We start from the raw sequence: 26,131 nt of genomic DNA on the forward strand, positions 1-26,131 counted from the left end.
TGAAAGGGCGGGTACGCTGATGGCTTAGGCGAAGGCGTCTTCCCAGCTACCGCGCGTGGCCGCCTTGGAATATTCCGTGGCGCGGTTCTCGAAGAAATTGGTGTGTTCCACCGCATTGAGCATGGCATCCATCCAGCCAAGCGGGTTTTCATCGGCGCCATAGACCGGGTTCAGCCCCAGTTGCTGCATACGCCGGTCGGCGATATAGCGGATATAGCGCTTCACATCGTCCGCCGTCAGCCCTTCCACGGGCCCCATGCCGAAGGCGAGATCGATAAAGGCGTCCTCATGGCTCACAATGGTCTCGCACGCCTCCCGAAGGCGCCCTTTCAGGTCCGCATCCCAGATTTCCGGGTTTTCGGACACAAAGGTGCGGAACAGCTTGATCACCGAATTGCAGTGCAGGCTTTCATCGCGCACCGACCAGCTTATGATCTGGCCCATGCCCTTCATCTTGTTGAAGCGCGGGAAGTTGAGCAGCATGGCAAAGCTGGCGAACAGTTGCAGCCCTTCGGTAAAGGCACCGAACACCGCCAGAGTCAGCGCGATGGACTTGTTGTCCCCCACGCCGAACTGCTGCATGTAATCCACCTTGTCCGTCATTTCCTTGTATTCCATGAAGGCGGAATATTCGGCTTCCGGCATCCCGATGGTATCCAGCAAATGGCTGTAGGCGGCGATATGGATGGTTTCCATATTGGAAAAGGCCGCCAGCATCATCTGCACCTCGGTGGGTTTGAACACCTGGGCATAATGCTTCATGTAACAGTTGTTCACCTCGATATCGCTCTGGGTGAAAAAGCGGAAAATCTGGGTGAGCAGGGCGCGTTCTTCCGGCGTCAGTTTGTTGGACCAGTCCCGCACGTCCTCGGCCAGCGGCACTTCCTCTGGAAGCCAGTGAATGCGCTGCTGGGTCAGCCAGGCATCATAGGCCCAGGGATATTCAAACGGCTTATAGGCCGTGCGTTCTTCCAGAAGTGACATCGGGTCCCTCTCTTGTCTTGGCGGTCCCGCCTATTGGCAGGCCAGGCATTCGTCATAATCGGTGCCGTCATCGCCGGTGCGCGGCGCCGTATCGGCCAAAGGCAACTGGATACCGTCGGGGCTGGGCGGGCCGTCCCGCCGGTCTCCCGGCATGACGCCCTCTTCCTCGTCGTCCCGCTCATAAGACCCGGTGGCGACCACCTCGGCCCGCTGGATCGATTTGGACCGGCAATAATACAGGCTCTTCAGGCCCTTTTTCCAGGCCTGGAAATGGATCTGATGCAGGTCCCGCTTGTGCACGTCCGCGGGCACGAACACGTTCACGCTCTGCGCCTGGCTGATATAGGGCGCCCGGTCGGCGGCCAGTTCCACCACCCAGCGCTGATCCAGTTCGAAGGCGGTCTTGAACACGTCCTTCTCGTCGTCGGTCAGGAAATCCAGATGCTGCACGGACCCCTCATGGGTGGTGATGGACGACCACACCTCCTCCGTGTTGCGGCCCTTTTCCTCCAGCAGGCGGGCCAGCGCGCGGGTCTTTACATTATAGTTCCCGGACAACGTCTTGTGATTGAAGCTGTTGGCCGCGATCGGCTCGATGCCGGGGCTGGCGCCGCCGCAAATGGTGGATATACTCGCCGTGGGGGCAATGGCGGTCTTGTTGGAAAAGCGTTCCATCATGCCATAGTCCGCCGCGTCCGGGCACGCGCCCCGTTCCTTCGCCAGCGCCGCGGAAGCGGCGTCCACACCCTTCTGGATATGGCTGAACATCTTGTGATTCCACGCCTTGGCCAGCGCGCTTTCAAAGGGCACCATCTGGTCCTGAAGGAAGCTGTGAAAGCCCATCACACCCAGCCCCACGGATCGTTCCCGCATGGCGGAATAGCGGGCCTTGGCCATTTCATCCGGCGCCCGGTCGATAAAGTCCTGCAACACATTGTCCAGAAAGCGCATCACGTCGGGGATGAAATCCGGTACATCTTTCCAGGTCTTGAAATGCTCCAGATTGAGCGAGGACAGGCAGCACACCGCCGTGCGCTCATTGCCCAGATGGTCGATGCCCGTGGGCAGGGTGATTTCGCTGCACAGATTGGATGTCTTGACGGTCAGACCAGCGAGCTTGTGATGCTCCGGCATGGCGCGGTTCACCGTGTCCGAATAGATGATATAGGGCTCCCCCATCTCCACCCGCGCCGTAAGAATGCGAATCCACAATGAGCGGGCGGAAATCTGCTTGACCACATGGCCGTCCTTCGGGCTGATCAGCGCCCAGTCCTCGTCCGCTTCCACCGCGCGCATGAAAGCGTCGGACACCAGCACGCCATGGTGCAGATTGGGGGTCTTGCGGTTGGGGTCGCCGCCGGTGGGGCGGCGCAGTTCCACGAATTCCTCGATCTCTGGGTGATGCACCGGCAGATAGACCGCCGCCGAGCCGCGCCGCAGCGACCCCTGGCTGATGGCCAGGGTCAGGCTGTCCATCACGCGCACAAAGGGCACGATGCCGCTGGTCTTGCCAACGCCGCCCACCTGCTCCCCGATGGACCTGAGATTGCCCCAGTAACTGCCAATGCCCCCGCCCTTGGATGCCAGCCAGACATTTTCCGTCCACAGGTCCACAATGCTGGACAGCCGGTCCTGCGCCTCGTTCAGAAAGCAGGAAATGGGCAGCCCGCGATTGGTGCCGCCATTGGACAGCACCGGCGTGGCGGGCATGAACCACAGGCGGGACATATAGTCATACAGGCGCTGGGCGTGGGCGGCGCTGTCGCCATAAGCGCTGGCCACCCGTGCGAACAGGTCCTGAAAGCTTTCCCCCGGCATCAGATAGCGGTCTTCCAGCGTGGCCTTGCCAAAATCGGTCAGGTGCGAATCGCGGCTGCGATCGATCTTGACCGCCTTGCCGTGTTCCACATGAGTCACCTCGAACATGCCGTCTCGCTCCTCGCTTGCGCGGGCCGCGGCCCGAATGCGCCGCCCCAATCCCGATCCTTACCGGCTCACCCGCATCTTCACGCCCGACAGACTCGGCGTTCCGCCCTTTTTATCATGACCGAACCATGAAAACAAAAAGAGTACAAAACAAGATGCTATATTGTGAGACCCCACATGCCGCCCCTGGTCACCACCGGGCTTCTACCCCCGCCCCCGGTTCACGGCATCGAGACCAAAAGCCTATGGGCCACGCCTCGACACGTCAAGATATTGTGTGGAAAAAGGGTAAGCGCCACATATCTTGTGGACATCGCCGGGAAAGCCTGTGGATAAGGCGCATCTTATCCACAAGCACCGCACAGCAACGGGACCGTTTCGCCAGCGATATGATGGAACTCAGCGCCGCTTTGAGCGCCGGAATCGGGGATGGAACCGCCGGGGCGCCACCGCCCGACCATGTCATGGCCCGCTCAGCCCAGCCCCTGATCCCCGATGGCCAGGAATTTTTCCCGGCGCGCCTGCCTGAGCGCGCGATCGTCCAGCCCGGCCAGGTCGCTCAGGCTTTCCTCGATGGCGTCGCCCAGCGCGTTCATGGCCCGCTCCGGGTCCCGGTGGGCGCCGCCCAGCGGCTCGTCCACCACCCGGTCGATCACGCCCAGCTTCTTGATGTCGCCCGCCGTGATCTTCAGCGCTTCCGCGGCATCCGCCGCACGCTCCCCGGTGCGCCACAGGATGGAGGCGCAGCCCTCCGGCGAGATCACCGAATAGATGGCGTGCTCCATCATCATCACCTTGTTGCCGCAGGCGATCGCCACCGCGCCGCCGGAGCCACCTTCGCCCACAATGGTGGCCACGACGGGCACCGACAGGTCCAGCGTCTTGTCCGTGGCGCGGGCGATGGCTTCCGCCTGGCCGCGTTCCTCCGCGCCGATGCCGGGATAGGCGCCGGGGGTATCCACCAGGGTGATCACCGGCAGCTTGAACCGATCCGCCAGGCCCATCAGCCGCACAGCCTTGCGATAGCCCTCTGGCCGGGCCATGCCGAAATTATGGGCGATGCGGTCATGGGTGTCGGCGCCCTTTTCATGGCCGATCACCACACAGGCCTGGCCGCGAAAACGGGCAAATCCGCCCGTGACCGCCGCATCCTCGCCAAAGGCCCTGTCCCCGGCAAGGGGGGTGAAATCCTGAAACAGATGCCCCGCAATGTCGCGGAAATGGGGGCGTTCCGGGTGCCGGGCCACCTGCATTTTCTGCGCCGGGGTCAGGTCGGCATAGGTTTCCCTGAGCATCCGGGTCAGCTTTTTCTCAAGCTGGCCCACTTCCGCGGTGATATCCACATCGCCGCCATCGCCGGAAAGGCGCTTCAGATCACGGATCTTGCCTTCCAGTTCCGCGATGGGCTTTTCAAAGTCCAGAAAGGTTATCATGCCGTTCCCGTTTATCCCCCGTTCCACCCGGTGGCCTCGCCCCGGATGGTGCGTGCTTGGCGCGTGCGGGTGCACCGGTCATCCGGCCCCCTTGCAGCGCACCGAAGTATAGAGCGCCATGATCGCCATGGCAAAACATGACCGTTTGATGTCAGCCCGATCGCGCCGCTGCAAGTGGAATCGACCAGAGCGGTTCGTCAAGACTATGTGTCAGCCCTTGCCCGCACGCTTTCCTAAAAAGCCTGCCGACTTTCCGCATGACGGTCCAGAACGGCGCGGCGCCATTTCACCATCCTTGTGCGCTCCTGCACGAACAGCCCCACCTGATCATCGAAATGGGGCGATTCGGGTCGGCTGGTGGCGGCGCCGAAATTGTGCACCGCGCGGGACAGCACCTGCCCGGTCTCATCCCAGTCCACGAACAGGATATAGCTGTCGCCCGCCTGCGCGGTGTACTGGCCGTCCGCATCCAGACCATCGGCATAAAGCGCGCGCGGCACATCCGGCCCGCCGCCGGTGGACCAGCTCTGATCACCGCGCCTGATGCGGACAATCTCGCCCCATGCCGGGTCCACCCGGCCATGATGGGCCAGCAGGGCGCTCACCGCGCCGTCAAAGGCGGCATGGAGCGCGTCGTCCGTCACCGCCCCGTCGCCATGAACAAAGGCATTCACCGTCAACACCGCAAGCGCGGCGGCGCGGCTGTCCTGCGTGACCCGGCGATCCCATGCCTGCAACAGATGTTGCGCCTGGCGCCGATCCGGGTCATCGGCCAGATGCTCCGGCAGGGGCCGATCCGCGACCCGCGCCACCAGCCGGGCGACACGGCTGTCCGGCGCATAGGTCTTGTCATATTTCAGCGCCCGGAATTCATCCGCCGAAATCTGCGGCTCCCCGGTCATGCGGGTAAGGATGCGCCGGGCCCGATTGGTGATGCCACGCTCAATGCCCAGATCGGGGGTATAATCCGCCGGGTCCGGCTGGAACGGGCCGTCTGTGGACAGAAAGGGATCATTATTGGCGTTGAACACGAATCCTCTTGGCGGGTCGATGGTCATGGGCACCAGATCGAAGGGGTGGTAGCTGTCCCACACCAGGTCCGGGCTGTCGCCGGGCAAGACAGCCCGCCAGTCCACCGTCCGGCCGCCATGGCGCACGGGCCGGTCGGGCAGCTTGGCGTTATAGAAATGGGCAATATGGCCGTTGCGATCCGCATAGATGAAATTCAGGCTGGCAAACGCCTGAAGCTGGAAAGCCTGCTGAAAATCGAAAAAGCTGCGCGCCGTGTTGAGCCGCAACAGAAAATCCAGGTGGCGCACCTCGTTCCTGCCTACCCAGCGCACCGCATAAACGCCTGTCTCGGTGCGAAAGACCGGGCCGTGCACGCTTTCTTCCACCTTGCGCTGCACGGTCCAGCGCAGCGGCCCCCAAAGCTTCACGGTGATGGGCACGGAGCGCACGTCCAGCGGCACCCAGTGCCCGTCATGCAGATATTCCCGGTCATTGTCCGGGTTCATGGTCAGCTTGTAGATATCCACCAGGTCGGGCCGGTTCACCGTATTGGCCCAGCCCAGCGTGGGGCCATGGCCATGCAGAATCAGCGGCGCCCCCGGAAAGGTGCCGCCCACCATGTCGATGCCCTCGTCCGATTTCAGGCGGGCCTCGTACCAGGCCACCGGGCCGGTCAGCGGCTGATGGGAATTGATCAGCAGGCGCACATGGCCATCCGATGATTTCACCGGCGCCACCGCGATGCCCTGAGAGCCGAAAGGCGCATGGCGGGCCGCGGGCGCCAGAAAGGACCGGGCCGCCCGCGTGGGCGCGCCGTCCAGCCCCGGCCCGGCACGGGGCGGCTGTTCCGCCGCCTTGGCGCGCCCCTCGGCCACCGCAGCCACCACCTTGTCAAAGCCCCAGAAAAAGGGCGCCTTGAAGGTGAACCCGGCCACCACATCCCGCCCCGTGACCGGCAGCAACTGGCGGCTGATGCGGCCCGGCTGCTGGCTGGCGAAATAATTGATGCCATCCGCATAAGCGCGGGCCAGCGCCCGCCCGCGCGGGCTGAGCGCGCTGTCATAACCCCGGCTGACGGCGCCCTGCACATCCATCCAGCCCACCAGATAATCGGTTTTCGCCGCCTCAAGGCCCTTTTTCGCCGCCAGCCGCCCGCGCGAGGCCAGGATCACGTCCTCAATGGTTTCCACGTCATCCTGTGCATGGGCCAGTGCCAGCCCGAACACCACATCCTCGTCTCGCGGGCCATAGATATGCGGCACGCCGAAATCATCGCGGATGATCTCACCGTCATAGCGATCCGCAAGGGTCGCATAGCGCGCGGGGTCCGCCCCCGTGGGCAGTGTCACCCAGGCCCAGAACAGCACCAGCCCCGACACCAGCAGCGCACCGATCAGAAGCCGCCATACCCAGCGCATCAGTCGCCCTCCGTCGTATCGGAACCGGCCAGCGGATGATGCTGCTGAACCAGTTCCCGCAGCCGGGCATCCAGCACATGGGTATAGATCTGGGTGGTGGAAATGGCGGCATGGCCCAACAGGCTTTGCAGGCTGCGCAGGTCCGCCCCGCCGGCCAGCAGATGCGTGGCAAAGGCATGGCGCAGGCTGTGCGGGCTGACCCCTTCCGGGTCCACCCCGGCGCGCACCGCCAGTTCCGTGACCAACTGCCCCACCCGGCGCCGGGTCAGATGCCCGCTGGCCCCGCGCGACGGGAACAGAAAGGGGCTCGCCCGGTCGCTGACATCCAGATACGCCTTGACGGCCCGGCGCGCCGGGTCCGCCACCGGCACCTGCCGATCCTTGCCGCCCTTGCCGGTAACAAACAGAATCGGCTTGTCCGGGTGCCACGCCTTGCGCGGCAGGCCCACCGCCTCGCTCACACGCAGGCCGGTGGCATACAGCAGTTCCATCAGGGCATGAAGCCTGAGCGCGGCCACGGACCCGTCGGTTTCGGCCTCGGCCTTGGCGGTGTCCAGCAGCCGGTCCACGTCCTGCTCGCTCAGGCCGTCGGGCAGGCTGCGGGGTTGGCGCGGCCCGTCCAGCCGGGCGGCTGGATTGTCACTGCGCCAGCCTTCGGAAAACAGGAACAGGAAAAACTGGCGCGCGGCGGACAGCTTGCGCGCCACCGTGGCGGGGCGCAGCCCCTGCCCGTGCAGGTCCGCCAGATAAGCGCGCAGGGCTTCCCTGTCCGCCGTCAGCGGGTCGCCGCCCCCGGCGGCCAGATGGTCCATCAGGGCGGTGATGTCGCGGGCATAGGCGCTAAGGCTGCGCGGCGCCGCGCCCCGCTCCGCCGCCATCATTTCCAGAAAGGCATCCAGCAGGTGATCGTGCCCCATGGGCGCCCCCTCAGTACCCCGCGCCCAACAGCATCTCCACCGCCAGTTGCCGGGCCAGGTCGCCCCGGCCCGCCGCCGTCAGCGCCCCGGCAAGCGACCCCGCCACGGCGGGCGGCACCATGCCGGCCTCACCACCCTGTGCGGGGCGGGTGGCCAGAAGCGGCATGGCCGCCCCAAGCCCGGCCCCCACGCGCCCGGCGGAAAGATGAATCAGCGCCTGCCGCCAGTGCTGCGGATTGGCCGCCCCACCGGGCAGATAGGCCGCCCCGTCCGACAGGCGCGCCCAGGCCGTATCCGGCACCGGGTGCCCGATACCGTCCAACAGGCTGAAAACCAGGGCCACGCGGGCCGCTTGCCCGTCCCGCTCGGCCTTGTCCTCCGGCTCGGTCATGGCATCGAACCAGTCCTGCCACAGGACCGTGTCCGAAACCGGCGCGGTATCCATACCGGACAGCAGCAGAACCGGCCACAGATCGATCAGGACCGCATCCACCGACGGGTCGTCGCCCGCCCGGCTCTGGCGCAGGCTGGCCAGCCAGCGGGCGGCCCTGTCATGTTCCCCGGCCAGCAGGTGCAGCCGCACCAGTCGCGCCTTGTCGGCGGGCGACACCTCGGCCTGAGGCAGATCACGGGCCGCCACCGACACGATGGCCGCCAGATGGGCGGCGCCATGATGACGGGCCAGCCGCTCCAGCAGAGGGCGCAGGGTTTCCAGCCGCGCCTCCAGCCGGGCGCCGTGGGCCAGCCGGCTGGCCAGCGCCAGATCGATGCCCAGGCCATCGCCGGTGATCCAGTTGTTGAAGGCGTCCTCCACCTGGGCGTTGCTGGCCTCATAGGCGCGCACGAAAGCCCGTGCCGGGCCGAGCGCCAACGCCCCGCGCCGGGCGAAACGGTCGATCAGCGCGATCTTCACACCGGGCTGAACGCGCGCATTGCTGAGCAGCATATTGGCCGCCAGCGGATCGCCGCCTTCGTCCGCCAGCTCCGTCACCTGCACCTGTGCCAGCCGCGCCATGGCGGCTTCCAGAACCTCACCGCGAAGCGGCGTGGTCAGGGCGGCATCGCGGGGCGGCTGGTCGCCTTCGGCCTCCGCCACGATGCGGTCGGTCAGCCGATAAAAGGCGGCGCTGAGCGGATATATCTCCTCAAGAATGCCCAACTGGAAATCCAGCGCCTGCCGGTCGCCACTGGCGGCGCGGCAAAAGGCCGCCAGCCGCACCCAGAAAGGGTTTCGATCGTCACTGCGCTGCCGGTCCCCGATCAGGCAGGCATCCTGCAAGCGCCCCGCCGCCAGGTGGGCATCCACCTGCTGACGGGCCAAAGCGGGCCATTCCCGGTTGCGCGGCAAGGCATCCACCAGCGCGACGAAGCCTTCAAGGTCACCGCGGGCGCGCAGCAAGGCCAGCCGCGCGGCAAAAAAATCGCTCACCGATCCCGGCGCGCGGGCAGGCACCACATCCAGTTCCGAAAGGGCCAGCCGCTCGGCAAACCCATCCAGAACGCGCGAAGCGCCCGTGGCCTGAAACCGCGCCAGCATGGCCTGCTGCCCGGCGCGCTCCAACCCGGCGAACAGGCCGCGCGACACGCCCTCTTCAGGCGGCAGAACGCCCAGGCCCGACGGGTCCAGCACGGCCAGTTGCCCGGCCACGATGCCGTCCGCATCCGTTTCCCGCATGGGCTGTGATTGCGGCGTTTCCGTCCGCGTATCGGCATCCTGATCGGGGGCACTGCCTTCGGCGCCCTCCTGTGCGGCACGGGCGCCGGTCTCTTCAGTCGTCTCCCCGGCGTCTTCCGTGTCTTCCGCCGTTTCCGGGGCCAACATGTCAGGCCGCGGGGCCAGCGCGCCCTTTGGCAGATAGGGACTGGGCAGAATGGTCGTCGGCTGGCCCATCGCCGGACGACGGGGGGATGGCAGGGTTTCCTGCGCGCCCAAAAGCGGGTCCCGCGCAATCGGCGCAGTCTGGTCGGGCACAGTCTGGTCGGGCGCTTCTTCCGTCTGTTCTTCAGGCTGGTCCTGATCGCTGCCATCGCCCTTGTCGCCGTCCGCGTCGTCCTGCGCCGCTGCGGGCGCCGCGATCAAGGCGGGCACCACCGGCAAGGCGGGCACCACCGCCACGCACAGCATCAGGGCCAGCGCCTTCACGGCTGCCGGCAACAGCCGCCGAAAGGACACAAGCGCGGGCCAACCAGCCACACCGGGGCGATCAGGACGGGAATCGATCATCGCTCAGCGTCTTTTCAACCCGTGCACTGGGGGCGGGAATTTCCCGCGTCATCAGGAACAACGCGGCACCCAGCACCAGGATCACCGCACCTATGAGAGCCGCGAATTTCGGCTTGGACATGAAAGACATTTCCCTTGTTCAGACACCGGACCCCCGCGGCCCGAAGCAAGCACCACGGACAAAGCCCGGCAAATCGGCCACAGTGTGCGCGGGATTGGCCGCGAGGGCAAGGCCCCGCCCCCCATGACGGGGCGATAAAATGACCAAAGGCGGGCGCCACAAAACCCTTGGCCCGTCGGGGACAAGGCGTGTAAAGATCATCGCCATGACTGGCAAGAGTACTGGCAAGAATACCGATGCCGCGCCGGAAGATCCCGCGCCGCAAACAACCCACCCGTCACTGACCGACGGGCGGACCCTGGTTCTGGTGGGCCTGATGGGCGCCGGCAAGACCACCGTGGGGCGCCGCCTGGCCCGAACGCTCAACATGCGGTTCGTGGATTGCGACCATGAAATCGAAAAGGCGGCGGGCATGTCCGTATCGGATATCTTCGACACCTTCGGCGAGGGGGAGTTCCGCGCCGGGGAGCGGCGGGTGATCGCCCGGCTGCTGGATGGTCCGCCCAAGGTGCTGGCCACGGGCGGCGGCGCCTTTGTGGACCATGAAACCCGCGCCCTGATCAAGGAAAAGGCCCTGTCCGTCTGGCTGGATGCGGACGTGACAGTACTTGCGGAGCGCACGGGCCGCCGGGATACCCGCCCGCTGCTGCGCGGCGGCGACCGGGAAGCCATACTGGCCGATCTGGCGCGGCGCCGGGCCCCCTTCTACGGGGAGGCGACGCTGCGCGTGTTTTCCGGTGACGGCCCCCACGAACAGGTGGTCACGGATATTCTGGCCGCACTGAAGGAGCGCCATCAATCCGGCGAAAACCAGGCTTCCCGCGAAGACCCCACAGGGGCGGAGGCCGGGCAGGCATGAGCGACACTCCATCCTGTGTTCTGGAAACCGTGCCGGTGGCGCTGGGCGCGCGCACCTATGACATCCGCATCGGCACCGGCCTGATCGACAATCTGGGCGCCGAAATCGGCGACCTGCTGCCCCGCAAGCGCACCGCCATCATCACCGACGAAACCGTGGCCGCGCTGTATGAACAGCGGGCGGTGGCCGGGCTGGAAGCGGCGGGAATCACGGTGCACACCCTTAAGGTGCCGCCGGGCGAGGGGTCCAAGTCCATCACCATGCTGGACCGTCTGTGCGGCGACCTGCTCGCCACCGGGCTGGAGCGCAGCGACATGGTGATCGCGCTGGGCGGCGGCGTTGTGGGCGATCTGGCGGGCTTTGCCGCCGCCATACTGCGCCGGGGCATGGATTTCATCCAGGTGCCCACCACCCTGCTGGCGCAGGTGGACAGTTCCGTGGGCGGCAAGACCGGCATCAATACCGGCCATGGCAAGAATCTGCTGGGCGCCTTTCACCAGCCGCGCCGGGTGCTGATCGATCTGGCCGCACTGGACACCCTGCCGGATCGGGAACGCCGCGCAGGCTATGCGGAGGTGGTGAAATACGGCCTGATCGACGACCCCGAATTTTTCCGGTGGCTTGAGGATCATGGCCCCGCCCTGCTGGCCGGGGACAGGCCCGCCGCCCGCCACGCCATCGCCACCAGTTGCCGGGCCAAGGCCCGCACCGTGGCCGAGGACGAGCGCGAAGGCGGCAAGCGGGCCTTGCTCAATCTGGGCCACACCTTCGGCCATGCGCTGGAGGCCGAGGCCGGTTATGACGGCAGCCTGCTGCACGGCGAGGCGGTGGCCATCGGCATGGTGCTGGCGCTGGACCTGTCGGTGCGGCTGGGGCTGGCCACACCGGCGGAGCGGAACCGTGTGGCCGCCCATCTGGCCGCCACCGGCCTGCCCACCAGCCCGGCGACCCTGAACCGCCCGCTGACGGTGGACCGGCTGATGGCCCACATGGCGCAGGACAAGAAGGTTTCCGGCGGCAAACTGGTGCTGATTCTGGGCCCCATTGGCGGGGCGGCCATCCACCGCGACGTGGACCCGGAAGACGTGCGCGCCGTCTGGGCGGCGGCGCTGGCGGGCGACGGGGCGGGGGTTGCCTCATGACCGACGACACGCCCCCCGCCCTGCCCGCCGCGCTGGCGCCCCCCGACATGGTGGACCTGTGGCTCACCGGGCTTGCCATTCTGGTGCTGCTGGTTCTGTCGGGCATTTTCTCCGGCTCGGAAACGGCGCTTACGGCGGCATCCAAGGCGCGCATTCACCAATTGGCCAAGACCGGGCGGAAAAGCGCAAAGCGCGTGTCCCGCCTGATCGAGGACAAGGAACGCCTGCTGGGCGCCATATTGCTGGGCAATAATCTGGTGAACATTCTGGCCTCGGCGCTCGCCACCAGCCTGCTGATCACGCTGGTGGGCGACGAGGGTGTGGTCTATGCCACGCTGCTGATGACCGCGCTGGTGCTGATCTTCGCCGAGGTGCTGCCCAAATCCTATGCCATCGCCAACCCGGATCGCATGGCGCTGACCGTTTCCGCCTTCATCGCCGCCATGGTGTGGCTGTTTTCCCCGGTGGTCGCCATTGTCCGGCAGGTGGTGCGCTTCACTCTGCGGCTGGCGGGCACGGATATCTCCCGGCTGGAAAGCGTGTTGACCCCGCAGGAGGAAATCCGCTCCACCATCGACCTGCAAAGCGCCGAGGGCGGCATTGTGCGGGAAGACCGGCACATGCTCGGCTCCATTCTGGAGCTGGACGAGGTGACGGTGGAAGACGTGATGGTGCACCGCAAATCCATGCAGGCGCTGAACCTGTCCGCCCGCCCCGCCGATATCGTGGCGGCGGTGGTGCGCAGCCCGCACACCCGGCTGCCGCTCTATGACGGGGAGAACGAGAATATCGTCGGTATCCTCCATGCCAAGGACGTGCTGCGCGCGCTCAGGCGCAGCGGCTGGCAGATGGACAGGTTCGACCCCCGCACCGTGATGAAAGACCCCTGGTTCGTGCCGGAAACCACCAGCCTGCGGGAGCAGCTTGACGCCTTTCTGGAACGCCACAGCCATTTCGCGCTGGTGGTGAACGAATATGGCGACATTCAGGGGCTGGTGACGCTGGAAGACATACTGGAAGAAATCGTGGGCGAGATCGCCGACGAGCACGATTATGAAGTGGAAGGCGCCCGCATCCTGCCCGACGGCACGGTGCAGGCGGAAGGCACGGTGCCCATCCGCGACCTGAACCGGATGCTGGACTGGGACCTGCCGGACGACGCCGCCACCACCATTGCCGGGCTGGTGATCTTTGAGGCCGAAGCCATCCCGATCGTGGGCCAGAGCTTCAGCTTCCACGGCTACCGCTTCCACATCACCGCCCGCAAACGCAACCAGATCACCGGCGTACGGGTGCAAAAGGAAAAACCGGCGGAGTAATTTTAAATCTGCTGCAGCCCTTTATCAATTATCGTTTTTAGACTTTGCTGAAATTTGCCTAGGTCAGCGTATGCAATTCTAAATTCTGAATTTAACTGCTGATCTTTCGCTGGGTCTCTTGCCTGTAATTGAGAATCAACTTTATTAACACACGACGGTTGGCAAAAGGATCGCATGAGAAAATTCTTATTTCTCACTTGAGGGATTACCGTAATAACGACCCCAGAATTCTGATTTTTCGAAACCCGAAAGTCGGGACTATCCGTACAATAAACCTTATTCAGGCTTCTGTAGCTATCATAAATATCAAATATGAAATCCCTAATATTATCTTTCTCGATTTTGTCGATATTGGGCAACGCGAGCATGAAATTTACAATCTCTTTCATATAAATCTTTCCTTCGAACTACGACTAAAACCGAGGGTAGCATGATGCCACCCTCGGAGAAAATTTCAACGCCTAAAAATTAAGCTAGCCCCTGCTCCATGGCGCGGGAGAGGCGTTCGGCGAAGGCGGTGGGGTCGGCGGGGGGATCGCCCTCCAGGATGCGGGCCTGATCCAGCACCAGATGCACCGGGTCGGTCAGCGTGTTGGCGGCATTGTCGTCCGCCGCCCTGGCCGCCAGCTTGCGAATCAGCGGATTGGCGGGATTCACTTCCAGAATCTTGGCGCTCATCCGGTCAAGCTGGTTGTGCGCCTTCAGCAACCGTTCCAGATGCATGTCCATGGCCTGATCGTCCGCCACCAGACAGGCGGCGGTTTTGGTCAGGCGGTCGGACGGGCGCACATCGGCCACCACATCCCCCAGCACCGTTTTCATCAGCGCGGTCAGCCGGGTCATCTCGTCCTCGCTGGCGCTGTCTTCCGGCTTCTTGTCCGCCTTGTCCCCGTCGCCCAGGTCTTTCAGCTCGCTGGCGCCGCGGGTGATGGATTTCAGCGGCTTGTCGTCATAGTCCGGCACCATCTGAAGCCAGAAGTCATCCACCGCGTCCGACAGCAGCAGCACTTCCACATCCTTGTCCCGGAAACCTTCAAGCTGCGGGCTGCGCGCCACCGTCTTTTCATCCGTTCCGGTAACGTAATAGATGGTTTTCTGGCCGTCCTTCATGCGGGACACATAGTCCTTCAATGTGGTCCAGCCATCCGCCTTGGTGGACTTGAAGCGCGCCAGTTCAAGAAGCTGATCCCGGCGCTCATGGTCCTCATAGATGCCTTCCTTGATAACGGGGCCGAAGGCTTCCCATATCTTGAAAAAGCTATCCTGATCCTTGTCCGCCAGCCGGGTCAGTTCGCCCACCACCTTCTTGGTGATGGCCTTTGACATACGGGTCACCGCCGGATTGTTCTGCAACATTTCACGGCTGATGTTCAGCGGCAGGTCCTGGCTGTCCACCACGCCGCGCAGGAAACGCAGCCAGCCGGGCAGTACATCGCCCGCATCCTCGGTAATGAAAATCCGCTTCACATAGAGCTTGAGCCGCCCCTTGCGCGCCGGATCGAACAGGTCCATGGGCTGCTGGGAGGGGATGAACAGCAGCACCGTATATTCCTGCATCCCTTCCGCTTTCCAGTGGATGGTGTGGGCCGGTTCGTCAAAGGCATGGCTCACATGGCGGTAGAATTCGGTGTACTGCTCCTCCGTGATCTCGGACTTGGGGCGGGTCCACAGCGCCTTGCCATCGTTCAGCCGCTCGGCGCCCTTTTCATTGCCGTCTTCATCCGTGGCCCCCTTGATGGCGAGCGTGATGGGCACGGCGATATGATCCGAATAGGTCTTGATCACATGCTCCAGCCGGTGCTGGCTGAGGAATTCGTCCGCGTCCTCCTTGATGTGCAGGACGATATCGGTGCCGCGCCCCTCTTTCCCGGCGGGGTTGATGGTATAGCTGCCCTCACCGTCGCTTTCCCAGGCCCAGGCGTCATCCTCACCGGCGCGGCGGGTGGTCACCTGCACCTTGTCCGCCACCATGAAAACGGAATAGAAGCCCACGCCGAACTGGCCGATCAACTGCACATCCTTCTGCGCGTCGCCGGTGAGCTGATCCATGAAGCTGCTGGTGCCGGAGCGCGCAATGGTGCCCAGATTGTCCTTCAGGTCGGCCTTGTTCATGCCGATCCCGTTATCGCTGACCGTGATGGTGCGCGCGTCCGGGTCCACCGAAATGTTGATGTGAAAATCCGGGTCGTCCTGTGTCAGGGACGGTTCCGTCAGCGCGGCATAGCGCAGCTTGTCGCAGGCATCCGACGCGTTGGAGATCAGCTCGCGCAGGAAAATCTCCCGCTCGGAATAGACCGAATGGACCATCAGTTTCAGCAGGCGGGAGACCTCCGCCTCGAAGCCCAGCGTTTCACCCGTTTCCGTTTTCTCCGTTGTGTCGTTCATTACGGACCCTTTGACTGTAATCATTCACTGATTGAAGGACGAATGCGGACCCCGCACCCGAAAGCTCTCCGCTGGGAGATAAGAACCCCCCGCCCGGCTTCAAGAGGCAGGCCCGCCCCCATCGTCATTTTCCGCGTCATTTTCTCTGTTATCGTCCATGGCGGTCCCGCCATCGTCCCCGCCATCGTCCCCGGCGGCATCGCTGGCCGGGGCTTCAAGGGCGCGATCCACTGCGCCCGACGCGCTGTCCGGCGAGTCCGCCAGAAAGGCCGAGCGGTCGCGGGTCAGCACATCCGCCGCATCCGCGGGCAGGCGGTACAGCCAGCCGCGCGTGCGGACCATCAGCGCCGCCGCCCGTGCCTGTGGCCCTTCGGATGCATCGGATGGCTCTTCCGCTGCCCCGTCTTCAGCTAATGGGGCTTCGGCTGGCGCGTCTGCCGCTGGCGTCTCTTCCCCGGCCTGATCGTCGCCGTCCGCGGGGAGGGTCTCGGCCACATCGGCGCTGATCCGCGCCCACAGGCCCTCCTCCGCCCCCAGCGCCGCGCCGTCGAACAGGGCCAGCCGCACCACCAGCCCGTCAAAGCCGGTCAGGGTCACATGGCCCACCGGCGCATCGATCGGGTTGTTGCCGCTGCGCACATCTTCCGGCGACAGGCCCGACAGCACGCGCGCCGGTTCCCGCCGCGACCACCGGGATACGGGCGTCTCGTCCTCCGCCATATCAGCCAGAACGAATGCCTCGTCCGGCGCCTGCCGGGCCAGCGTGGCCGAGGTGCGATCCGGGCCGCCAAGCGCCACCGAGCGGATCGCCACCTGATCAACCCCCAGCAATGTCTTGTCGATCCAGAATCCGGGGTTCGCCGAAACGCGCGGCAGGCCGGTCACCAGCCAGCTTCGCGGCTCGTCCGTGCGCTTCACATAGGTCAGGCTGTCACCGGCCCGATTGGCGGATCGCTCGCCCAGATCAAGCTGCGCCAGCCGCGTGCCCGTGCCGCGCAGCACGGTCAGCGTCACCGCCTTTTCACCCAGGCCGATGCGCGCGAACCAGTCCGCATTGGCGGTTTTGGGCTCCCGGCGCCGGGACAGCACCAGCCCGCGCAGCACATCCCGCACGCGCGCCTGATCGGCGGGATACCCGGCCCGGTCGGTCACACGCCAGGCGCCGTCCGCGCGGGCAAGGGTCACCTGCCGGTCCTGGCCGGTCAGCTCCAGCCGGTCGGCGCTGTTGATGCGGTTGGCCAGTTCAGGGAACAGCGGTTCGCCGCGCCCCCCCTTGGTGGCGCCCGGCGGCTCGCCGAACAGAACCCAGATCGCCCCCAGAACGGCCAGCAATGTGAGCCAGCCAAGCAGTGTGGTCAGTCGCGTGGACATGGTCTTGTCTCCCACCTTTGTGCAGGCGTCATGATGGCCGAATCTGACGGACCCGGCGGCGGCGCAGCCAGAACCGCACCAGCCCGGCCAGCACCACCAGAAGCGGCACAAGGGCGATATTGATGGCCGCCAGTCGGCCCCCCAGCCTTTCGATATCCTGCCTGAGCGACCGCTTCACCGCCCTGAGCTGTTGCCGCGTTTCCAGCAGACGGTCACGGAAGCGGTCCAGTTCCGCCTGCGCCTCGGGGGAAAAGACCTCGCCGGTCTCCCCCCGGCTCTGCTCCAGGGCGCGAATGCGCTGCTCGGTGGCCTCAAGCTGCTCCTGAAGCGCCTGCTCCCGCTCCAGATAGCGGGCCTCGGCCCGGCGGCGCAGGGCATCCACCTTTTCAAACGGACGCTTTGACACCCCGCGCGACCGCAGGCCGAGAAGCGCCTCGGACCCGGCCATCTGCTCCGCCAGGTTCAGGATGAAAGAGCCATTGCCGCTCACCGGCACGCTCACACGCTCGCCGAAATAATCCTGTGTCTGCACCCAGAAGCGGTCGTCCAGCATGTCGCTGTCCGCGATCACGGCCAGGTTCACATCGCCGGATCGGGGGGGATCGCCGCCGGCTTCGGGATAGGCGGACGGCGCCGTACCCGTAAGCCGGGCCGCCAGTGTATAGCGCTGACCGCTGCCCTCGAACTGCCGCAGCAGGGCATCCGGGTCCGGCTGCCCGGCGGCGCGGTCCACATCCATCAGGGCGGCATTCATGCTGGAACGGATCAGCGGTTGAAGCCGGGTTTCGGCCCCGTCCACCGCTTCCAGCGCGCCCACCGTGGCAAAGGTGACATTATCCAGCGGGCCGGTGACCACATCCGACTGATCGAGCGCGTCGCCGGTGGGGGCCACCCAGAACAGATAGTCCTTCACGGAATCCGGCCCGTAACCGCCCATGGACACCTTCTGGGCAAAGGTGCGGTCGGCCACCACCTTGCCATCCGTCAGCCGCACGCCCCAGGCATCCAGCAGGGGGCCCAGATCACTGCCCCGCACGCCGTCACCGGGCCGCCCGGCGCCAAGGCTTTCGGCGTGCGGGTCCACCATCACGATGGCCTTGCCGCCCGACAGCACATAGCGCTCGATCGCCTTGTACTGGCGCGTTTCCATGGCGCCGGGATGGGCGATCATCAGCACGTCGGTGGCATTCGGGATGGCATCGAAATCGTCCGGAAGGGTCTCCACCTCGAACAGTTCCGTCAGCCGCTCGAAGATCACATAAGGGGCCGACTGGCCGTTCATCATGGCCTGCGGCCCGCCATGACCGGTGGACAGCGGCAACCGGCTGATCAGGGTAAGCTGTTTCGCATCCCGCACCTGAAGGCCGGAGATCATGCGGGCCACGTCATATTCCAGAAAACGCTCCCGCTCCTGCGCGAAGAAGGGAATCACCTCCTCCCCGTCCAGCGTGTTGCGGGCCACCAGCCCCAGATAGAGCGTGGAGCCGTCCTGAAGGGGCACGCCGTTCAGGCCCGCCGCCACGGCCCGGTCCTCCGCGCGGGAGAAGGGCTCCGGCGTGACCACGTCCAGCGTCACCTTGTCCGGCGCTTCGGCCCTGATGGCGCGCAGCATATCCCGCACGCGCTTGCCATAGGCCAGCAGCCCCGGATAATTGGATGCCAGCCCTTCGGAGAAGTAAAAGGTCAGCCGCACCGGCTCTTCCAGCCCGTCCAGCACCTGTTCGGTGCCGCCGGACAGCGAATACAACCCGTTTTCCGTCAGGTCCAGCCGGGCGCCGCGCAGATAGCGATCCGATATCACCGTGACCGACAGGAAAAGCAGCACCGCCAGAGTCATCATGACGGCAGGCCGGCTGAACAGCCCGCCCCTGCGCCCGGCGCCCTTTTGCCCGCCCGTATCCTGTTGCGTATCCACCTCGGTCATCAGCCGGCCTCCCGCTTGATTTCCACCACCACCCGGTTGATCCAGAGCCAGAGCGCGATCATGCCCAGAAAGAAGATCAGGTCATTGGCCGTGACCACGCCCTTGCGGATGGTTTCGAAATGGCTGAGAAAAGACAGGTTCGCCACCGCCAGGGTGATCTGGTCCGGCGCGATGGCGCGCACCCCTTCCAGCACCATGGGCAGGCCGCTGACCAGGAACAGGAAGCACACCATGACCGACAGGATGAAGGCCACCACCTGATTGCGCGTCATGGCGGACATGGCCGCGCCAATGGCCAGATAGCTGGCCGCCATCAGCAGCGAGCCCAGATAGCCGGTAACGATCACCCCGTGATCCGGGTCACCCAGCCAGGCCACGGTGATCCATATGGGAAAGGTCAGCGCCAGCGCCAGCGCCGCAAAGGTCAGCGCGGCCAGATATTTGCCCAGCACCACGGCCCCGGCCGGCAATGGCAGGGTCAACAGAAGCTCCATGGTGCCCGACCGGCGCTCCTCCGCCCACAGCCGCATGGCAATGGCGGGAATGAAGAACAGGTAAAGCCATGGATGATAGCTGAAAAAGGGGGTCAGGTCCGCCTGCTCGCGCTCGAAGAACTGGCCCACATAAAAGGTGAACAGACCTTGCAGAACCAGAAAGATCACCAGATAGACATACGCCAGCGGGGTGTTGAAATAACTGGCAAATTCGCGTCTGAAAACCGTACCAACCGCTGTCATGCCGCGTGCTCCTCACTCTCACCACGGGTCAGGCTGAAAAACACGTCGTCCAGCCGCCCGCCTTCAATGGCGAACTGGTCCACATCCCAGCCATAGCGCTCCACCGCCTCGGCCACGGGGGCGGAAATATCACCGCGATCGCCCGACAGGGCGGTCAGCCGCACCACGGCACCTTCATGGCTTTCCTCCACCCCGGCGACACCCGGAAGGGCATCAAGCACCGCGCGCACATCGGCGGCGATGGCGCTGGAAACGGTCATGGAAATGGCGTTCACATAGCGCGACCGGCGGCGCAGCGCGCTGGGGCTGTCATCAGCCACAAGGCGGCCTTCATGAATGATGACGGCACGGCTGCACAGGGCTTCCACCTCCTCAAGGATATGGGTGGAGATGATGATGGCGCGGTCGCGGGCCATCATCTCGATCAGGTTGCGCACATCGTGTTTCTGATTGGGGTCCAGCCCGTCCGTGGGTTCGTCCAGGATCAGCACATCGGGCGCATGAAGGATCGCCGCTGCCAACCCCACACGACGGCGAAAGCCCTTGGACAGCGTGTCGATGCGCTGTTCCATCACCCGGTCCAGATGCACGGCGCGGGCCGCGCTTTCCACGGTGGAGCCGATGCGCCCGCGTTCCAGCCCATGGGCGCGGGCCACAAAGGTCAGAAAGGCGCGCGGGGTCATGTCGCCATAAAGCGGCGCCCCTTCGGGCAGATAGCCAATACGCCGACGGGCCCCGGCGCCGCCGCCGGTCACCGGCAGGCCGCAAATCCGGGCCGTGCCCGCGGTGGGCGCCAGATAGCCGGTCAGCATTTTCATGGTGGTGGTCTTGCCCGCCCCGTTGGGGCCGAGAAATCCCAGCACTTCGCCCTGTTTCACACTCAAGGACACATTGTCCACCGCCAGCGTGTCGTCGAACCGGCGGGTCAGTCCCTCGGCTTCAATCAGAACCGACATGGCTGTTCCCCCTGCTGCTGTTCACCCCGAACCACGGGGTTCGCCCGGTGATAATCCCCAAACCGGGCGGACGCAAGCGCCTGCACGCCAGGCCCGCCCCTGACCGGAACCGGCCCGCCCCCGGATCAGGCGGCCTGCCCGTGGCCGCGCGGCGCCTTGCGGGCATCGCCGTCGAACAGGTCCATGATCCGGTCCAGCCAGTCGGCGATGATGTCCTCCCCGTCCAGCAGGGCCATGGGGCTGGCGATCCGCGCCCAGATAAAGGGGCTCGCCGCCACATAATCGGCCCAGGCGGGCCGGTCGCCGCCCAGATAGGTCTGCTGCTTCAGAGTGCGCCGCATGGGGGCGAGCGATTTGTGAAACGCGGTCAGGCGCTCCGGCTGTTCAGCCGCCGCTTCTTCCAGCGTTTTACCAAGGCGCGGTTCGCGGGTTTCGCGGAAATAGGTGCGGTCCTCCTCATCGAGCAGGGCCACGATATCCTTGGCGATCATGGGAAAAATCTGCGCCACCAGCGTGCCATCCACCCAGTTTTCGATGAAGGCGGCCATGCCCCGCGCCGCATCCACACCCAGAAGCGGATGGTCGGGATAGTGGTCATCCAGATAGCGGGCGATCACGGCGCTGTCGCTGACCCAGCGCCCGTCGTCATTGAGCACCGGCACGGTCTTCGAGCCGGAGCCCGCAATCCGGTCCTTTTCCCGGAAGCGCCATGGCACGGTCTGAAAGTCCAGCCCCTTGTGGCGAAGGGCCAACCGGGCGCGCCAGACAAAAGGACTGAACCGGATCGCCTCGTCCTCGCTGCATAATTCGTAAAGCTGCCGCATGACCCTCTCCCCAATGATCCATTATCGACGTGCAAACGCTTCACAGGTAAGCGGCAAAAGCACGGGCCGCAAGAGGGCGTGCGCGCGCGAAAGTCGGGATCGGGGAAAAGGGAACCGGCCCGGCCTTGGGTCATTGGCGGGTGCCACCGTGCTCAGGGGCTGAGGGGGATGGGGCACGGGGCATGGGGTATGGGTCCGCCATACCGGGCCGGTTCCAATCAAGGGCCGCCAAACGGGATGGCGACCCACCCAATCCGCACGGGGCACCGCGGGGGATGGGCACGATCAGATATGCACCGGTAAAATGGCCCGCAAGCGGCAGGAAAGTGACAGGAAAGTGGCAAAGAAATAAATTAAATTTGCCAATTTGAAATACTTATGGGTCAATCATTAACGTATGCCCCTGGCTTCACTGCAATAACCAGCAATGGACATCCACCATTCCCCCCTCCTTCAACCTTCGGAATAAGTTTATCTAAATGCGTTGTTGACGCTCCATATTTTTTACCAACTCCGAGAGGCTTGAAAACCTCTCTTTGAAGCTCTGTTGCTCTAGTCACAATTACACCAACAGAAATTGCACCCAAATCATACAATTTCCTAAAATTATTGAGATCCCGATCATAGAATTCTGTCTTATTGTTCCATTCAATATCAAGCGCCACCTTCCCTTTGACGCAGTCAATCTTGTGAGTTGGAGCACTAATTTTATTCCCATCGATATCTATGGAAATCTCGAATTTATATTCGCTCCAACCTAGATCCTCAAGTCTATTATCCAGAAATTTCGCCACTTCTGACTTTGAGCCTCCCCCAGCAACCACATCACTTCTCCTGAGCTGAAACTCGTTCAGAACCGAACAAATGTCTGCAAATTGCTCCCCAAAATCAGTTGTAAGAATAGCCAAAGCGGAATTCCATTCAAGAATTTTATACTTATCATCAAAACCGCGGGGAAAGTGCCTAAACAAATTATTCATTAATCTTTACCCTTTCTAACTCATTCATGTAACTAAAGACGAAATCTTTTAAGTTTCTACCGCAGTGTTGCACAATTTTTTCTATCTCCGGTAAAGTCAACTGTTTCTCGCCACTTTCATATTTGGACACATAACTCTGCGGTCGATTCAACATTTTAGCTAACTGACTTTGTGTCAGTTGCGCCTCATTACGAAACTCCACCATCAGCTCCCTAATTATAACACTTTCCTGGTCCCAAAGACTCACCCCTGCCATTCCCTTAGTATTGAATTTGACACTGCTTGACAGATAGCATAGTGTCTCAAATATCCGATATTGGGATATTGTTTTAATAAGAGGGTGCTATGATATTAATCAACAAAGGATCCACCAAGTTGTCCGCACGGCACTACCCTAAAATCGTAAAATACATGGGATCTAAATCTAAAATAATTAACTTTTTAATAGAAGGAGTTAATGAAGTATATGACGGCGGAACAGTGTGCGATTTATTTTCTGGAAGCGCTACACTCGCAGGGGCCATTGGCCAGCAATGCAAAGTGCATTCTAACGACATACAAAGCTACTCTAGAATAATTTCTGATACTTATAATCTATCCTACCACGTAAAATACAAGCCTTCCGCAGTTGAAATATTAGATGAGGTTAAAAAAATAGTAGAAAGAAATAGAATAAATAAAAAAACAAATTTCGAGGATATACAATCAAAAGAAGAGTTTTTAAAGTTTGAAGACGATCAGAAAAACCTAATAAATGAAAATTTTAATTATAAATGGCACCTTTTTGCAAAATATTACTCAGGAACTTGGTGGAGTTATGATCAATGTCTATGGATTGATGCTCTTCGCGAATTCTCGGAATACCATAGAAATACGCCATATTATCCGGTTCTGATCTCTGCGATAATGTACGCGATGGCCTACTGCAGCCAAGGCACAGGTCATTATGCCCAATATAGAGACGCCCATACCGCTTCATCCCTGAAAGATATTTTGATTTATAGACAAAGGTCAATTTCTGATTATTTTTATCGAAAATATATTGAATTATCTAACTTTATTCCCAAAAGCCCTCCAAAAACACGCCATGAATCAACAACACTAAATTACGAAGAGTGCCTAAAAAAAATTTCTGGTGGAACAGTATACGCTGATCCACCGTACTGTTTCGTCCATTATAGCCGCTTCTACCACGCATTAGAAACACTCGTTCTCTATGACTATCCTAGCCTCCAGAAAAAAGGAGGGAGAGTAGTTAAAGGCCGCTACCGGGATGATCGTCACCAGTCGCCTTTCTGCATAAAGACACAGGTTCCTTCCGCCTTTGAAAGGCTCTTTTCTGGCGTTAAAGAATCAGGATCAAAATTAGTTTTGAGTTATAGCAATACCGGCATGATTACTATAGATTTTCTACTAGATATGGCAAAAGAATTTTTCAAAGATAAGAAAATCAAAATCATTACAACCGATCACCGACACATGACCCTAGGACGAAAAGAGGACAGACATAGAGACGTGCAAGAGTGCCTGATACTTATCAAATAAGCCTGCGATCTCCCGTAATTATATAAGCCTAATTTCCAAGCAATCTTTCTAATAAGATATTAATTTTTTCCATCGCTTTCCGGCCCGGTGGCGTGCCCGGCGGCGGCCATGACCGTTTCGGGGTCGAAATCAAATGTGCTGTTACAGAACTGGCAATTCACCGCAATCACACCGTCCACCACCATATGGTCGATATCATCGCGGGAAAACTGGCTGAGCACGCCCAGCAGGCGATCCCGGCTGCACCGGCAGCCCATGACCACCGGCGAACGCGCGAACACGCGCACGCCGTCCTCGTGAAACAGGCGCAGCAACAGCTTGTCCAGATCCAGGTCCGGGCCGAGCAATTCCGTGTCCGTGACCGTTTCCATCAGGATATGAGCGCGGTTCCACTGTTCTTCGGTTTCCCGGTCCAGCAGGCGTTCATGGCCTTCCTCGCCGCGCGCCAGATGCTGCACCATGATGCCGCCCGCGCGCCAGTGGCCGATCACCCCGTCGCGCCGGGCATGAATCTGCATGGCCGTGGGCAGTTGCTCGGAATTGCGGAAATAGGTGCGGGCCACCTCTTCCACGCTGTCGCCGTCCAGGTCCACAATGCCCTGATAGCGTTCCATGTCCCGGCCCTGATCGATGGTGATGGCGAAATAGCCCTTGCGCCCGCTGATCAGCTCCTTGAAGTCCGCATCGGGGGCCATGCGGGCAAGCTGGTCCTCGTCCATGCCCGCATAGCCGCGCAAATGCCCGTCGCCATCGGCTTTCCGCTCGAAATCCGCCACCATCATGGGCACCGGCCCTTCGGCTTTCATCTGAACGGTGACGATGCCCTCGAACTTCATCATGGACCCCAGCATGGCGGTCAGCACCAGCACTTCCCCCAGAACCCGCCGCACCGGATCGGGGTAATCATGGGCGCTGAGGATGCGGTCCACAGTGGTGCCGAGCCGCACCGCGCGGCCCCGCACTTCCATGCCCTCTATCTGAAAGGGGCGCACCTCGTTGTCCCGGCTGTCCGCCGGGTCCTTGACGACGATCGGCGTCTCGCTCATCAGCAGTCTTTCTCGCTTGGCTGTTGACCGCCCGTCCCTACAGGCAGCCAAATACATGTAACAGAACGGCCTTCTGCGCGTGAAGACGGTTTTCCGCCTCGTCCCAGACCAGGGCGCGGGGGCCGTCCATCACCGCATCGGTGACTTCCTCGCCCCTGTGGGCGGGCAGGCAGTGCAGGAACACCGCATCCTCGCCCGCCGCGGCCATCAAATCCTCATCCACCCGGAAAGCGCTGAAGGCGGCCAACCGGTCCCCGGTGCGGTCATCGCCCATGCTGACCCAGGTGTCGGTGATCACGCCATGGGCACCCGCCACCGCTTCCCGCGGATCGCGGACGATCTCGATTTCCGCCATCCGGCCAGCGGCCCAGCGCATCACGTCGCCGTCCACCTCGTATCCGGCGGGCGTGCAGACCCTCAGCGTGAAACCGAGAATCGCCGCCGCCTCTATGAAGGTATTGGCCATATTGTTGCCGTCCCCCACCCAGGCGAGGGTCAGGGCGCTCAGGTCCGGCCCGAAATGCTCCCGCAGGGTCAGCAGGTCGGCCATGATCTGGCAGGGATGGGACCGATCGGTCAGCGCATTGATCACCGGCACGCCCGCATTGTCGGCCATTTCCCGCACATGGCCGTGGGACCGCGCCCGGATCATCAGGCCGTCCACATAGCGCCCCATGACGCGGGCCGTGTCCGCCACGCTTTCACCGCGCCCAAGCTGCATGGTGTCGCCCTGCAACACCATGGTCTCACCGCCCAGTTGCCGCATCGCCATGTCGAAACTGATCCGGGTGCGGGTGGATGCCTTTTCAAACACCATGGCCAGCATGTGCCCGGCAAGCGGCCTGTCCGCATCAGCCACCCCCTTTGGCTGACCGGCACGGGCGACCTTGCGGCGGGCCGCTTCGTCCAGCAGCCGGGTCAGGGTCGCCGCGTCGCAGTCGGCCAGATCGATGAAATGGTTACAGGAACCGGGTGTGCTCATAACGCCACTCTCCAGGGGGCATGGAGC

22 protein-coding genes are annotated in these 26,131 nt (G+C 62.7%); 4 read left to right on the top strand and 18 right to left on the bottom strand.

What is annotated here, in order from left to right; translation table 11 throughout:
- Positions 1 to 24 precede the first annotated feature (24 nt).
- From WGH93_RS11690 to WGH93_RS11720, 7 genes are all read right to left on the bottom strand, one after another.
- Positions 25 to 984: a ribonucleotide-diphosphate reductase subunit beta gene (locus tag WGH93_RS11690; RefSeq protein WP_374765073.1), complete on the bottom strand. Its 960-nt coding sequence runs from the start codon at positions 982 to 984 to the stop codon at positions 25 to 27.
- Positions 985 to 1,014: 30 nt separating this feature from the next.
- Positions 1,015 to 2,910, bottom strand: a complete 1,896-nt coding sequence (locus tag WGH93_RS11695; RefSeq protein WP_374765074.1) for a ribonucleoside-diphosphate reductase subunit alpha — start codon at positions 2,908 to 2,910, stop codon at positions 1,015 to 1,017.
- A 473-nt stretch (positions 2,911 to 3,383) separates the two neighbouring features.
- A complete protein-coding gene (locus WGH93_RS11700; RefSeq protein ID WP_374765075.1) occupies positions 3,384 to 4,343 on the bottom strand; it encodes an acetyl-CoA carboxylase carboxyltransferase subunit alpha in 960 nt (319 codons plus the stop codon).
- A gap of 233 nt (positions 4,344 to 4,576) precedes the next feature.
- Positions 4,577 to 6,772, bottom strand: coding sequence for a penicillin acylase family protein (locus WGH93_RS11705; protein ID WP_374765076.1), 2,196 nt, complete (start codon positions 6,770 to 6,772; stop codon positions 4,577 to 4,579).
- A complete protein-coding gene (locus tag WGH93_RS11710) occupies positions 6,772 to 7,689 on the bottom strand; it encodes a site-specific tyrosine recombinase XerD (protein WP_374765077.1) in 918 nt (305 codons plus the stop codon). The genes WGH93_RS11705 and WGH93_RS11710 overlap by 1 nt, the downstream gene beginning before the upstream one ends.
- A 10-nt stretch (positions 7,690 to 7,699) precedes the next feature.
- The gene (locus tag WGH93_RS11715; protein ID WP_374765078.1) at positions 7,700 to 9,913 is read right to left on the bottom strand and encodes a hypothetical protein; all 2,214 of its coding nucleotides are present in this window, start codon (positions 9,911 to 9,913) and stop codon (positions 7,700 to 7,702) included.
- Complete coding sequence (locus WGH93_RS11720; RefSeq protein ID WP_374765079.1) at positions 9,894 to 10,034, bottom strand: hypothetical protein; 141 nt, start codon at positions 10,032 to 10,034, stop codon at positions 9,894 to 9,896. The genes WGH93_RS11715 and WGH93_RS11720 overlap by 20 nt, the downstream gene beginning before the upstream one ends.
- Before the next feature lie 205 nt (positions 10,035 to 10,239).
- Between WGH93_RS11720 and WGH93_RS11725 the strand changes: the two genes are divergently transcribed.
- From WGH93_RS11725 to WGH93_RS11735, 3 genes are read left to right on the top strand one after another with little or no spacing between them, the layout of a single operon-like run.
- Positions 10,240 to 10,893, top strand: coding sequence for a shikimate kinase (locus WGH93_RS11725; RefSeq protein WP_374765080.1), 654 nt, complete (start codon positions 10,240 to 10,242; stop codon positions 10,891 to 10,893).
- Complete coding sequence (gene aroB / locus WGH93_RS11730; RefSeq protein ID WP_374765081.1) at positions 10,890 to 12,035, top strand: 3-dehydroquinate synthase; 1,146 nt, start codon at positions 10,890 to 10,892, stop codon at positions 12,033 to 12,035. The genes WGH93_RS11725 and aroB overlap by 4 nt, the downstream gene beginning before the upstream one ends.
- Positions 12,032 to 13,354 carry an HlyC/CorC family transporter gene (locus WGH93_RS11735; protein ID WP_374765082.1) on the top strand — a complete coding sequence of 441 codons (1,323 nt, stop codon included), beginning with the start codon at positions 12,032 to 12,034 and terminating at the stop codon, positions 13,352 to 13,354. The genes aroB and WGH93_RS11735 overlap by 4 nt, the downstream gene beginning before the upstream one ends.
- 2 nt (positions 13,355 to 13,356) lie before the next feature.
- Here the strand turns inward: WGH93_RS11735 and WGH93_RS11740 are convergent, their stop codons facing one another.
- The 9 genes from WGH93_RS11740 to WGH93_RS11780 all read right to left on the bottom strand — a co-directional run bounded on the left by WGH93_RS11740 (position 13,357) and on the right by WGH93_RS11780 (position 22,787).
- Complete coding sequence (locus WGH93_RS11740) at positions 13,357 to 13,743, bottom strand: hypothetical protein (RefSeq protein WP_374765083.1); 387 nt, start codon at positions 13,741 to 13,743, stop codon at positions 13,357 to 13,359.
- A gap of 79 nt (positions 13,744 to 13,822) precedes the next feature.
- Positions 13,823 to 15,739 carry a molecular chaperone HtpG gene (gene htpG, locus WGH93_RS11745; RefSeq protein WP_374765084.1) on the bottom strand — a complete coding sequence of 639 codons (1,917 nt, stop codon included), beginning with the start codon at positions 15,737 to 15,739 and terminating at the stop codon, positions 13,823 to 13,825.
- Positions 15,740 to 15,838: 99 nt separating this feature from the next.
- The gene (locus WGH93_RS11750; protein WP_374765085.1) at positions 15,839 to 17,110 is read right to left on the bottom strand and encodes a DUF4340 domain-containing protein; all 1,272 of its coding nucleotides are present in this window, start codon (positions 17,108 to 17,110) and stop codon (positions 15,839 to 15,841) included.
- A gap of 28 nt (positions 17,111 to 17,138) precedes the next feature.
- Complete coding sequence (locus tag WGH93_RS11755; RefSeq protein WP_374765086.1) at positions 17,139 to 19,034, bottom strand: GldG family protein; 1,896 nt, start codon at positions 19,032 to 19,034, stop codon at positions 17,139 to 17,141.
- Positions 19,034 to 19,771, bottom strand: a complete 738-nt coding sequence (locus tag WGH93_RS11760) for an ABC transporter permease subunit (RefSeq protein ID WP_374765087.1) — start codon at positions 19,769 to 19,771, stop codon at positions 19,034 to 19,036. The genes WGH93_RS11755 and WGH93_RS11760 overlap by 1 nt, the downstream gene beginning before the upstream one ends.
- Positions 19,768 to 20,718, bottom strand: coding sequence for an ABC transporter ATP-binding protein (locus WGH93_RS11765; protein WP_374765166.1), 951 nt, complete (start codon positions 20,716 to 20,718; stop codon positions 19,768 to 19,770). The genes WGH93_RS11760 and WGH93_RS11765 overlap by 4 nt, the downstream gene beginning before the upstream one ends.
- Before the next feature lie 134 nt (positions 20,719 to 20,852).
- Entirely contained in the window at positions 20,853 to 21,551 is a 699-nt protein-coding gene (locus WGH93_RS11770) for a glutathione S-transferase N-terminal domain-containing protein (RefSeq protein ID WP_374765088.1), read from the bottom strand.
- A gap of 383 nt (positions 21,552 to 21,934) precedes the next feature.
- On the bottom strand, positions 21,935 to 22,531 hold the full coding sequence (locus tag WGH93_RS11775) for a BglII/BstYI family type II restriction endonuclease (RefSeq protein ID WP_374765089.1): 597 nt from the start codon (positions 22,529 to 22,531) through the stop codon (positions 21,935 to 21,937).
- Positions 22,524 to 22,787, bottom strand: coding sequence for a helix-turn-helix domain-containing protein (locus WGH93_RS11780; RefSeq protein ID WP_374765090.1), 264 nt, complete (start codon positions 22,785 to 22,787; stop codon positions 22,524 to 22,526). The genes WGH93_RS11775 and WGH93_RS11780 overlap by 8 nt, the downstream gene beginning before the upstream one ends.
- Positions 22,788 to 22,876: 89 nt before the next feature.
- On the opposite strand from WGH93_RS11780, the gene WGH93_RS11785 reads away from it, so the two are divergent.
- The gene (locus WGH93_RS11785) at positions 22,877 to 24,076 is read left to right on the top strand and encodes a DNA adenine methylase (protein WP_374765091.1); all 1,200 of its coding nucleotides are present in this window, start codon (positions 22,877 to 22,879) and stop codon (positions 24,074 to 24,076) included.
- Between the two features lie 59 nt (positions 24,077 to 24,135).
- Here WGH93_RS11785 and WGH93_RS11790 read toward each other — a convergent pair whose 3' ends face one another.
- A complete protein-coding gene (locus tag WGH93_RS11790) occupies positions 24,136 to 25,122 on the bottom strand; it encodes an Hsp33 family molecular chaperone HslO (protein ID WP_374765092.1) in 987 nt (328 codons plus the stop codon).
- Positions 25,123 to 25,159: 37 nt separating this feature from the next.
- Positions 25,160 to 26,104, bottom strand: coding sequence for an ornithine carbamoyltransferase (argF, locus tag WGH93_RS11795; RefSeq protein WP_374765093.1), 945 nt, complete (start codon positions 26,102 to 26,104; stop codon positions 25,160 to 25,162).
- Between the last annotated feature and the right edge of the window lie 27 nt (positions 26,105 to 26,131).

It is taken from the genome of Yunchengibacter salinarum, assembly GCF_037658235.1.
Classification (GTDB): domain Bacteria; phylum Pseudomonadota; class Alphaproteobacteria; order Sphingomonadales; family Kordiimonadaceae; genus Yunchengibacter; species Yunchengibacter salinarum.